Genomic DNA, 11385 nt, shown 5'->3' with positions numbered 1-11385 from the left:
ACTACGCTCAACAACCGACCCTGACAACGGCCGGGGTCACAGACAGCTGAGTCTCCGGACTTGCCGGGGCGGTTCAAGGCATGACGCCGGCAATGATCGGTACGTCACAGCCCCGGGCGGTCACCTGGTCACGCAGCCGCAAGTAGTCCTCGGCGCGGAAGAACATCTGGGTGATCGCGAAGTCCGCCCCCGCACGGCACTTGGCTACGAACCTCTCGACACAGGTCGCGAGGTCAGGGGAGCGCGGGTGCTTCTCCGGGAAGGCCGCGACGCCGACGGAGAAGTCGCCCATCGCGCGCACCAACTCCACCAGCTCGGCGGCGTAGCGCAGCCCATGCGGGTGGGCCACCCACTCGGCCTGCGGATCAGCTCCAGGTGGATCGCCGCGCAGGGCCAACACGTTGCGCACCCCAGCCGCCGCCAGCCGACCGATTGTCTGCCTCAGCTCGGCCACGCTGTGGTCGACCGCGGTCAGGTGCGCCAGCGGCGTCATGGTCGTCTCGGTCGCGATCTGCTCGGCCACCGCCAGGGTGCCCTCCCGCGTGGAGCCGCCAGCACCGTAGGTCACCGACACGAACGATGGCTGTAGGCGCTCGAGCTCGCGCAACGCACTCCACAGCTCGGCCGCACCGCGCGGCGCCTTAGGTGGGAAGAACTCGAAGGACACCGTCGGCCCCATCCCGGAGAGCGATCCGCGTATGGGCATGGGACCGGTCGGGCGAGTCGCCGCCAGGGCGCCGCCTCGCAGGCGGCGGGGGAGTGGCCGGGACATTTGGTGGGACAAGGCGTCTCCAGGACGTCGCTGCGGCGCGCAGGACGGCCAGGTTGGTCGCTGCGCTTGCCCTGCCGGCGACAGGGCCAGGTCGTCACCCGGGGCACCCCACCGCAGCGGAGGGTTGCCGGCCAGCGAGCCGGGGCTTGACGCTGGCACTCGAGACCCGGATAGAAGCTAAGGCAATGGACGTTCTGTCAGCAAGGTCGGCGGACGTGACCGCCGTCACCACAGGTGGGCCCACCCAGATAGGCCGTCGTCGCCCAGGTGATGCCGAATTCTCGCGCCCCGCCGGAGCAGCCTGCGACCGTTCGCTTCGGATCCTTAGGTCGTCACGAGGAGAGGCATCTTGCGAAGGTCGCAGAGCTGCCGCCGACGAACGAGGGCCGTGCTCGGGAACACGGACGGCGACTTCTGCCGCTGCTCCGCGCAGGTCGTCGACCTCGTCGCCGAGCCGGACGAGGTTCAGCGATGCGCCGGCCATGTAGGCAGGTGCGGTACTGAGAAGCGGCTGTGTAGAACGGGCGCAGAAACCTCACCGGTCTCGCGTCGACGGCCCACTCACGACTCGGTAGTGAACGACCTAGGGGAGGCGCGCTCTTCGGCTACGGGCCGCCGACGGATAGTAGGTTGACGAATATGGCTACCCCTAGCGCCCTTCCGCAACGCCCTGGCCCAGCACCTGAGGTTGTTGGACCGGCTCCGCACGCCCAAAGGTCGCAAATTGCTCCTGTCATGGTGCAAGAGGAACTTTGGTCGCGGATGCGCGCATTGCCTTATGTCTACATGGCTCCTACGCTAGTTTCCGTTAAGCATGCCCGTGCTCTGCACCTGCCGGAGAACGTCGGATCTGCTTCTCCCGACCGGTTTCAGGGCGGCCGCGAGTTCATGCACCTGCACCCCCATCACGACGGCAGTCTGCATCTCTCCCTTCCAGATTGGGCGAGGGATGCCGCCACCCGTAGCGGATGGGGCGTGCCTCATCCCGTTCAAAACGCTTTCCTTATCTTCGGCCCCCGAGACCGTGGTGAGCTCGAAGTTGTCTGGCACCTGGTCCAGGTGAGCTATGCATGGGCAATGGGCGAGGTGGCCGCAGAGCCCACATAGCGGAGGCTGCAAGGTCGGCCGCTCGGCGACGCCTGGACCCGCCAGCTAGGAGCCGGCTCACGGCGTGGCAAGACCGCCGGCCCCTAAGAAGCGGCGGGTCCGCGGCCGTGCCGAGCGCAGCCACTTCCTGCATCCCACCGGACGGCTGCCAAGTCGTCAGTCACTCAGTCGACGGCGCCGCAGTCATGTCGAAAGCCGCCCGCGATGGATGACCCGATAGCGGTTGGCGGTCAGCTGCTCCTTGTCGTTGCCGTGGCGATGTGCGAGTACATCAAGGACTCGGCCGAGCGCCCAGTCGACGACGGACCCCTGGTCCATGTCGATGCACCGCCGCGAGGCGGGGCGGTGCAGCTGCTCCGCCCCGCCCCGCGGGATCACGCGTTCGGTCAGGCCGAGCCGTCGGCGCCACCGTCGGCACCTCCGTCGGCACCGCCGTCGGCACCGCCGTCCGAGCCGCCACCTGCCGCACCACCGTCCGCGGGTCCGTGCCCGCCTCCCGCGGCACCGACGTCCATGGCGCCGTCATCCGCGGGCCCGCCCTCGCCGTCGGCCAAACCATGGTCGGCGCCTTCGATCGGGCCAAACCCGTGCGTCATGTCGTCCATTGCCGTGGCTCCTTCGATGACGTCGTCCTGGGCCACCGGCCGGCGGCCCCCGGCGCTGCTTACCTCGGGCGTCGCGCGCTCACACCCGGCCGAGCTGCGCCGGTGAGGTTGGGGATGCCGCCGTCGTCGTGTACGCGCACCGGGACGCCGTCGCAGTGGCGCTGCAGCTTCCGCTTGCTCAACACGCACCCGGCAACTCCGCTTCGGACAAGTGGGCGGGCCGGGGCCCCGTCGAGCACCTACTGGCGACAGGGGGCGGGGTGTGCGTCAGACCAATCTCTGCTGGAGGGGATGCACACGGCCTGGACGGGGGCCGGGCATAGAGGTCGTCGCAGATGGCTCGTTGCGGCTCCCTAGGTGGCGGCCCGAAAGACTGCCGCGCTCTTTCCGCGGCTGCGCTGCTGTCAGGGACAGGAACGCCCGCCGACGTGGACGGCGAGAACACGCCGGTCTGCGGGCACCGGCAAGATTCCGTCGCTTCGGACCATCGATCCACGGACCGTGGCCGGTCAGGCGTCCTCTGGCTGCATGGGTGGACATCCTGGCACCTCGCACGCGACTGCGTGATACGTGAGCCTCGACTCGCCACCCTGCCTTCGACCGAGGAGAAAACATGACGGTCACGCCGTACTGGATCGCCGGCGAGCCGGGCTCCGGCGCCGAAATCCTAGAGGTCGTCTCGCCGCACGACGGCCGCGTGGTCGGCCGCACGACTCTGGCTACGCCCGAGGACGTCGAGGCAGCGACGGCCGCCGCGCACGATGCACTCGCCGCCTGCGCGGCCACGCCGGCACACCGGCGCGCCGCGGCTCTCGATCACGTCTCGCGGCGGTTGGGCGAGCGTGCCGAGGAGGTCGCCGCCCTGATCACCGCGGAGTCGGGCAAGCCGCTGAAGTGGGCCCGGCTGGAGGTGAACCGCGCCGTCTCCACCTTCCGCTGGGGCGCCGAGGAGGCCCGCCGCTGGTCGGGCAGCCTGCAGCGGCTGGACACCGATCCCGCCGCAACCGGACGCATGGCCCTGGTGCGTCGTGCACCCCGGGGCCCGGTACTGGGCATCGCACCGTTCAACTTCCCGCTGAACCTTGTCGCCCACAAAGTGGCGCCAGCGATCGCGGTCGGCGCGCCGATCGTGCTGAAGCCTGCCCCCGCGACCCCACTGACGGCATTGCTGCTCGGTGAGATCCTGGGCGAGACGGATCTTCCGGCAGGGACGTGGTCGGTCCTCCCGGTGACTAACGACGTCGCCGGCGAGATGGTCCGCGACCCCCGACTGCCCGTCGTCTCGTTCACCGGCTCGGTGCCCGTGGGCTGGTCGATCCGTGATGCCGTGCCCCGCAAGCACGTCACCCTGGAGCTCGGAGGGAACGCTGCCGTCGTCGTGGCCCCCGACCAGGACGATGATGCTCTCGCCTGGGCTGCGTCCCGCATCGCGACCTTTGCGATGTACCAGGCCGGTCAGTCCTGCATCTCGGTGCAGCGGGTCTTCGCGCACCGCGACGTCGCCGGAATCCTCACCGAGCGGGTTGTCGAGGCTGTGCAGAACCTCAGCACCGGTGATCCCGCGGACGACGCCACCGATGTCGGCCCGCTGATCGACGAGGCGGCCGCCCGCCGGGTGGAGACCTGGGTCGAGGAGGCGGTCGCCGCCGGCGCCACGGTGCTCACCGGCGGCACCAGGGCCGGTGCCGCCTACGCGCCCACCGTGCTGACCGACGTCCCTGCGACCGCCAAGGTGGCGTGCGAGGAGATCTTCGGGCCGGTCGTCGTCCTCGACGTCGTCGACACAGTGGACGAGGCGTTCGGCCGGGTCAACGACAGCCGCTTCGGTCTGCAGGCAGGCGTCTTCACCCGCGACCTGCAGTTGGCATTCCGCGCTGCTCGCGAGCTCGAGGTCGGTGGGGTTGTCATCGGCGATGTTCCCAGCTTCCGCGCCGACCAGATGCCCTACGGCGGCCTCAAGGACTCCGGGACCGGCCGCGAGGGCGTGCACGCGGCGATGGAGGACCTGACCGAGGAACGGGTGCTCGTCCTCACCGGCATCGACGTCTGAGCCCACGAACCGAGGCCCCGGTCCGGTCGGACCGGGGCCTCGGCGTGGTCCGGCAAGGGCGGGATCAGGCCGCGCTCTGCCGAAGTCGGTACAGCTCGTTGGTGAGCACGACCAGCAGGGCGACGGCGTCGTCCCGGGCTGTCGAAGCCGCGCTCCGGACGGCGGCGAACCGGTCGACTGCCGCCGCGTGCCGGGTGAGGAAGCCGTCGACGCCGTCGTCGGATGCGAGCATCGCTGCGGTCAGCGCGCGGGCGTGCTTGTCGAACTGCTCGCGTAGTGCGGTCTTGGCAGTGAGGACCCAGGACGAGTCGCCAGGCGCCTCCACCGCGCCCGCGCGGGCACCCGGCAGCCCGAGGGCATTGGCCAGTGCGAGGTGGCCGGCGACCACCGCCTCGACCGGCAGTCTGGTTCGCTCGACCACCCACCCCAGGTCGACCGCCTCCGCCCGGCGGACCAGGACGGCGACGCTCTGGGCCAGCGCGGGACGAGCGCCCGCCGCCAACAACTGGTCGGCCCGCTCGGGGTCACCCTCGACGACGCGCGCGGCCAGCCGGGCCAGGCCTGGCGCGGCCGCGGTGAGCGACGACGGTGCGGGATGGCGGCGCAGCAGCGCGTCCGCCACCCGCTCGGTTACCCGATGCACTTCTGGTAGCGCGAGTCGTTCGACCGCGGGCGGGACGTCCTCGTCGAGCAGGGCCCACACCGGATCCAGCCCGAGAACCTGCTCGGCGACCGCGAACGCTCGAGCCGCGACCGGCGTGGGCACGCCATGCCGCTCCTCCAACCGGTGCAGGAACCCCGGCCCGACCCGGTTCAGCAGGTCGTTGGCCAGCTGCGTGGCGGTGATCTCACGAGCCAGCGGGTGGGCAGCGATCCGGTCTGGCCAGCGCTCGCGCACCACCTGGGGGAAGTAGCGCCCCAGCACCGCACCGAGCGCCGGGTCCTCGGGGACGTCGCTGCTCAGCAGCTCCTTCCGCACCAGGTTCTTGGAGTACGCGAGGAGCACCGCCGCCTCCGGGCGGGTCAGCCCGCCACCTGCCGCGCGTAGCCGCTCGATGTCGGCTTCCGACGGCAGGTGCTCGAGCGTGCGGTCGAGACCGGCCTGCTGCTCGAGGTTCCGCATGAGTGCGGCGTGCCGATCGAGCAGGAAGGGTGCCTGGTCGGCGCAGACGGTGAGGGCGCGGGCTTGGTGGGCGTTGTCGGCGAGCACCGCCGCAGCCACCTCGTCGGTCAGGTCGTGCAGCAACTGATCGCGTTCGACGCCGGTCGACTCGCCGTCCCGCACCGGTCCGGCCAGGAGGAGCTTGAGGTTCACCTCTCGATCGGACGTGTCGACGCCGGCCGAGTTGTCGATGAAGTCTGTGTGCAGCCGCACCCCGGCGCGGGCTGCGGCGATCCGCGCGCGTTGGGTCAACCCGAGGTTGCCGCCCTCGCCGACCACCCGGCAGCGCAGCGTCCCCGCGGTCACCCGGACCCGGTCGTTCGCTCTGTCGCCGACAGCAGCGTCCGTCTCGTCGTCGGCTCGGACGTAGGTGCCGATGCCGCCGTTCCACAGCAGGTCGACCGGCGCCCGCAGTATCGCCCGCACGACCTCGTCCGGCGTGAGCTCGGTCGCCTCGATGCCCAGTCGGTGGCGGACCTCGGGGGAGAGGGGAACCACCTTCGCGTCGCGCCGGTGCACGCCGCCGCCTGGAGAGAGCACCGAGCTGTCGTAGTCGGCCCACGACGAGCCGGGCAGCGCGGCCAGGCGGCGGCGCTCGGCGAAGGAGGCCGCCTGATCGGGGTCCGGGTCGAGGAACACGTGCCGGTGGTCGAACGCACCGACAAGGCGGAGTTGGTGCGACAGCAGCATCCCGTTGCCGAAGACGTCGCCGGACATGTCACCGATGCCGACCGCTGTGATCTCGTCGGTGTCGACGTCCATGCCCAGTTCGCGCAGGTGGCGGCGCACCGAGACCCAGGCGCCGCGCGCGGTGATGCCCATGGCCTTGTGGTCGTAGCCCGCCGATCCGCCCGAGGCGAATGCATCACCGAGCCAGAAACCGCGCTCGATCGCGAGCGTGTTGGCCAGGTCGGAGAAGGTCGCGGTGCCCTTGTCGGCAGCGACGACGAGGTAGGGATCGTCCTGGTCGAGCACGACCGTGCGTGCTGGGTGAACCACACGGCCCTCGACGCGGTTGTCGGTGATGTCGAGCAACCCGGAGACGAATGAGCGGTAGGCCGCCGCCACCTGTTGACGCACAGCAGCCCGGTCACACCCACGCAGGTCGGCACGCACGATGAACGCACCCTTGGCTCCGGCCGGCACGATGACCGCGTTCTTGACCAGCTGCGCCTTGAGCAGGCCCAGGACCTCGGTACGGAAGTCCTCGGGGCGGTCGGACCAGCGGATGCCGCCACGCGCCACCGGACCCCCGCGGAGATGGAGCCCTTCGACGGTGGGGGAGTGGACGAACGTCTCGACCCAGGGCCGGGGCGGGGGGAGGAAGGGAAGCCGGGGCGAGGCGATCTTGAGCGCGAGCTGGGCCGGTGGCCGCCCGTTGGGGTCCTGGAAGGCGTTGGTGCGGACGACGGCGTCGAGCACGTCGCGCAGCCCATGCAGGATGCGGTCCTGGTCGAGGCTCGTGGTCTGGCCCAGCAACTCGTCGAGTTCCTCGCCCGCCGCGGCGTCGACCGCGGCGTCGATGGCGTCGGGGTCGTGCCGCGCACTGAAGCGCCGCACCAGCGCCCGCGCGAACCGCGGCGCACCCAGCACCGTCTCCTCGATGTAGCCACGGGACAGCCCCGTGCCGGTCTGTGCCAGGTAGCGGCATGCCGCACGGAGCACGCCGACCTGGAGCACCGGCAAGCCCTCGGTCACGGTAAGCCGGGCCAGGCCGTCCAGCTCGGTCTCGCCTGCCCACGCCGCGGCGAGGGCCGCGTCCAGCGCCTGCAGCGCGGTTGCCGGCTCCACGCCGTCGGGCAAGAGCAGGTCCAGCGGGGTCGCCGACTCGTCGCCGTCCGCTAGCGACCGCGCGTTCGCGACACGGACGCCGAGTCGATAGAAGACCGGGACGACATCGGCGAGCCGCGGCCGTTCGCCGGGCCACTCGACAACCACGCCGACCATCGGGCCGGCTCCAGTTGACGCCGGGCGGAGCCGCACCCGTTCGCGTACCGGGGCGTCGGTCACGACACCGCGGCGAACGCGGCGTCGAGCACGTCGAGCGCCTCGGAGAGCAGGTCCTGACCGATCACCAACGGCGGGAGGAAGCGCAGCACGTTGCCGAAGGTGCCGGCGGTGAGGACGACGACGCCCTGGGCGTGGCAGTGCCTGGCCACGGCCGCCGTCAGCGCGGGGTCCGGCTCGGTCGTGCCCGCCTTGACCAGCTCGATGGCGATCATGGCACCGCGGCCGCGGATGTCCCCGATGGCGGGGACCCGTTCCTGCAGCGCGCGCAGCCGGGGCAGCATGGTGTCGCCGATGGCGCGGGCAGCACCGGCGAGGTCGAGCTCGCGCATCGTCTCGATCGAGGCCAGGGCGGCGGCGCAGGCAAGCGGGTTGCCGCCGTACGTGCCGCCGAGTCCGCCGGTGTGGACGGCGTCCATCAGCTCGGCCCGGCCGGTGACGGCGGCCAGCGGCAGGCCGCCGGCCATGCCCTTGGCCAGGGTGATCAGATCGGGCACGACCCCCTCGTGCTCGCTGGCGAACCAGTCGCCGGTGCGGCAGAAGCCCGTCTGCACCTCATCGGCGATGAAGACCGCACCCGCCTGGCTGCACCACTCGGCCACCGCAGGCAGGAAGCCGGACGCCGGCACGACGAAGCCGCCCTCGCCCTGGATGGGCTCGATGAGGACTGCGGCCACGTTCGCGGCGCCGACCTGGGTCTCGATCTGGCGGATGGCGCGGGTCGCCGCCTCTGCGCCGGACAAGCCGTCGGCGTCGCGGAACGGGTAGGACATCGGCACCCGGTAGACCTCGGGGGCGAACGGCCCGAACCCGTTCTTGTACGGCATGTTCTTCGCCGTCAGCGCCATCGTCAGGTTCGTGCGGCCGTGGTAGGCGTGGTCGAAGACGATGACCGCGGAGCGGTTGGTGGCCACTCGCGCGATCTTGACCGCGTTCTCGACGGCCTCGGAGCCGGAGTTGAACAGCGCGGAGCGCTTCTCGTGGTCGCCCGGCGTGACCCTGGCCAGCTCCTCGCAGACGGCGACGTAGCCCTCGTACGGCGTGACCATGAAGCACGTATGGGTGAAGGCCGCGACCTGCTCCTGGACGGCGGCGACCACGCGCGGGGCGGCGTTGCCGACGTTGACCACGGCGATGCCCGCCCCGAGGTCGATGAGGGAGTTCCCGTCGACGTCCACCACCACGCCGCCGCCGGCACGCGCGACGAAGACCGGGAGAGTGGTGCCGACGCCGGCAGACACCGTGGCCGAACGCCGGGTCATGAGTTCCCGTGATCGCGGGCCGGGGATCTCGGTGACCAGCCGTCGTTCCTGGGTCGGCGAGGACTGGGGTGCGAGCAGGTCGGTCATGGCAGCTCCTGACCTCGACGGGTGAACGGACTCGCATCGAGTCTCGGCGGCACGCACGGCTGCGGGTACTGTCCGGATCGGCGCGTCAGGCATTTCTGGATGTCCATAGCGGCACCCGGCCGTCGTGCAGGGAAGGGAAGTCGCCGTGCCGGTCACCGTCGCCGATCTGATCGCTCGGCCCGGACTCAACCTGCGTCTGCTCAGCGCAGGCGTCCCGGTAGATCGCCCCTTGTCCTGGGTCCACGTGAGCGAGCTGGCCGATCCCACTCCGTTTCTGGAGGGCGGCGAGTTGCTGCTCACGACCGGGCTCGCGCTCAACCACGGAGAGGCGGCGGATCCGTACGTGCGCCGGCTGACCCGTGCGGGCGTAGCGGCGCTGGGGTTCGGGATCGGGGTCGGCCAGGACGTCGTCCCGCCCGCTCTCGTGGCTGCGGCCGAGGACGCCGGTCTCCCGCTGCTCGAGGTGCCGCACGGAACGCCGTTCATCGCGATCTCGCGCGGCGTGTCGGCGGCCCTGGCTGCCGACGAGTACTCCGCGGTCGCACGCGCGGCCGCCACCCAGCAGGAGCTGACCAGGGCAGCCTTGGCTCCCGGGGCTCCTGCGGCGGTCCTGGGCCGGCTGGCTCGATCGATCGGCGGCTGGACCCTGCTGCTGGACGCGGTGGGCGTCCCCGTGGAAGCCGCTCCTCGCGCCGCCGCCCGGCGAGCTCCGGCGCTGCAGGCCGAGCTGGACCGGCTGCGCGGCATGCCAGCGCCTGCCAGTGCCGCGCTGAGGGACCCCGAGCAGACGGTGCTGATCCAGTCGTTGGGCACTGGGTCGCGCACGCGCGGCTTCCTCGCCGTCGGCCGTTCCGGGCCGCTCCCGCCGGCCGACAGGCACGTGGTCAACGCGACCGCTCTCCTGCTGACCCTGCGGATGGAGCAGTCACGGGCCTTGGACAGCGCGACAGCGGCGCTGCGCGCCGCGCTCCTACGGCTCTTGCTGGCCGGGGAGCAGCGGACGGTGGCGGCCGTGGCCGGTGAACTCGGTCAGCAGCTGCCCGAAGAGCCGCTGCACGTGATAGCCGTACTTGGTAGTGAGGAGCATCGTTCCGCCGCGGTGGACGTCGCCGCCGACGCCGCCGCGCACGAGCGCGAGCCGCTGTTCTCCGCGGAGCTGGACGAGGCGCTCGTCATCCTCGTCTCGGCTGAGGGACCTCTGCCGGCCCGACTCGGCATCCTCGCAGCCCGGGTACGAGGTGCGGCGATCGGTTTGTCCCGGCCGGTGGCCTGGACGGGGCTCGCGGACGGTCTCCGGCAGGCGCGGCAGGCAGCTGAGTACAGCCGCAGCCGGGACGGCGGGATCGTCGCCTTTCCCGATCTTGCCGTCCCCGGCCTGGCCGGGCTCCTGGAGTCAACCGCGACGCGAGCCTTCGCGGACGCGCTGCTCGCTCCGCTGGTCGCCGCGGACGGGGCGGGAGGGGGAGACCTCGTCCGCTCCCTGCGGGTGTGGCTGGCCCACCACGGGCAGTGGGAGCCCGCGGCGGCGCAGCTCAAGGTGCACCGGCACACGCTGCGCAAGCGCGTACACCGGGTAGCCCACCTCCTCGGCCGCGATCTCGAGAACCCCGGCGCGCGTGCCGAGCTGTGGATCGCCCTCCACCCGCCCGGCGGCGACTAGCTAGCTGGCGAGCTTGGCCGTGATCTCGGCCAGTCGGCGGCCCTGGTATCGCGCCGCGATGAGTTCCGCGTCGGTGGCGGTGGTGGACTTGCCACCCGAGGCGGTGGAGATGCCGTAGGGGTTGCCGCCGGCCTCGAACAGGAGCGGATCGGTGTAACCCGGAGGCACGATCACCGCGCCGAAGTGAGAGAACACGTTGAACAGCGTCAGAATCGTCGACTCGTTCCCCCCGTGGACGTTCTGGGCGCTGGTGAACGCGGTGGCACCCTTGTTGGCCAGCTTGCCGGTCGCCCACAAGCCGCCGAGCGTGTCGATGAACTGCTTCATCTGGGCTGCGGGCGTCCCGAACCGCGTCGGGGTTCCCAGCGCGTAGCCGTCGGCCCACTCGAGGTCGGCCGGAGTCGCCACGGGTACGTCGGTGGTCGCCTCGGCGTGCTCCCGCCAGAGCGGGTTTGAGTCGATCGCTTCTTGCGGAGCGAGCTCGGGGACGCGGCGCAGCCGCACCTCGGCGCCCGCCTCCTCGGCTCCCTCGGCCAGAGCGGTGGCCAGCTGGTGGACGTTCCCGGTCGATGAGTAGTAGACGACGGCGATGTTCGGCATGGTTCTCCTCTGAGATCGTGGAGCCCCGTGACCGACCCGACGGGGTCGGACGCTCTCGATCGAGCGAGATCAC

The 11385-nt window shown here is 71.3% G+C and carries 8 protein-coding genes and 1 riboswitch; of the genes, 3 read left to right on the top strand and 5 right to left on the bottom strand.

The annotated features are described in order from the left end of the window. Window positions 1–73: 73 nt before the first annotated feature. Window positions 74–667: a methylenetetrahydrofolate reductase gene (locus GCU60_RS16580; RefSeq protein WP_345770651.1), complete on the bottom strand. Its 594-nt coding sequence runs from the start codon at window positions 665–667 to the stop codon at window positions 74–76. A gap of 162 nt (window positions 668–829) precedes the next feature. Next, window positions 830–939, bottom strand: a riboswitch (SAM riboswitch). A gap of 472 nt (window positions 940–1411) precedes the next feature. Here GCU60_RS16580 and GCU60_RS22125 point away from each other — a divergent pair. Further along, the gene (locus tag GCU60_RS22125) at window positions 1412–1879 is read left to right on the top strand and encodes a luciferase family protein (RefSeq protein ID WP_430537427.1); all 468 of its coding nucleotides are present in this window, start codon (window positions 1412–1414) and stop codon (window positions 1877–1879) included. Window positions 1880–2265: 386 nt separating this feature from the next. On the opposite strand, the gene GCU60_RS16575 is transcribed toward GCU60_RS22125, so the two are convergent. Then, window positions 2266–2484 (bottom strand): hypothetical protein, encoded by a 219-nt coding sequence (locus GCU60_RS16575; RefSeq protein ID WP_204262193.1) that lies wholly within the window; start codon window positions 2482–2484, stop codon window positions 2266–2268. A 613-nt stretch (window positions 2485–3097) separates the two neighbouring features. On the opposite strand from GCU60_RS16575, the gene GCU60_RS16570 reads away from it, so the two are divergent. Then, window positions 3098–4534: an aldehyde dehydrogenase family protein gene (locus tag GCU60_RS16570; protein WP_116451711.1), complete on the top strand. Its 1437-nt coding sequence runs from the start codon at window positions 3098–3100 to the stop codon at window positions 4532–4534. Window positions 4535–4598: 64 nt separating this feature from the next. Here GCU60_RS16570 and GCU60_RS16565 read toward each other — a convergent pair whose 3' ends face one another. Next, the gene (locus GCU60_RS16565; RefSeq protein ID WP_163207233.1) at window positions 4599–7643 is read right to left on the bottom strand and encodes an NAD-glutamate dehydrogenase domain-containing protein; all 3045 of its coding nucleotides are present in this window, start codon (window positions 7641–7643) and stop codon (window positions 4599–4601) included. 59 nt (window positions 7644–7702) lie between these two features. After that, window positions 7703–9052 carry a 4-aminobutyrate--2-oxoglutarate transaminase gene (gabT, locus tag GCU60_RS16560; RefSeq protein WP_163207231.1) on the bottom strand — a complete coding sequence of 450 codons (1350 nt, stop codon included), beginning with the start codon at window positions 9050–9052 and terminating at the stop codon, window positions 7703–7705. A gap of 124 nt (window positions 9053–9176) precedes the next feature. On the opposite strand from gabT, the gene GCU60_RS16555 reads away from it, so the two are divergent. After that, the gene (locus GCU60_RS16555; RefSeq protein WP_345770650.1) at window positions 9177–10712 is read left to right on the top strand and encodes a PucR family transcriptional regulator; all 1536 of its coding nucleotides are present in this window, start codon (window positions 9177–9179) and stop codon (window positions 10710–10712) included. Here GCU60_RS16555 and wrbA read toward each other — a convergent pair whose 3' ends face one another. Next, window positions 10713–11312 carry an NAD(P)H:quinone oxidoreductase gene (gene wrbA, locus GCU60_RS16550; protein WP_163207226.1) on the bottom strand — a complete coding sequence of 200 codons (600 nt, stop codon included), beginning with the start codon at window positions 11310–11312 and terminating at the stop codon, window positions 10713–10715. It lies immediately after the preceding gene. Window positions 11313–11385 lie beyond the last annotated feature (73 nt).

Origin of the sequence: Blastococcus saxobsidens (assembly GCF_010682065.1) — a bacterium.
Classification (GTDB): Bacteria; Actinomycetota; Actinomycetes; order Mycobacteriales; family Geodermatophilaceae; genus Blastococcus; species Blastococcus saxobsidens_B.
The sequence above is the reverse complement of the archived record's forward strand: the minus strand, read 5'-3'. Positions and strand labels throughout refer to the sequence as shown.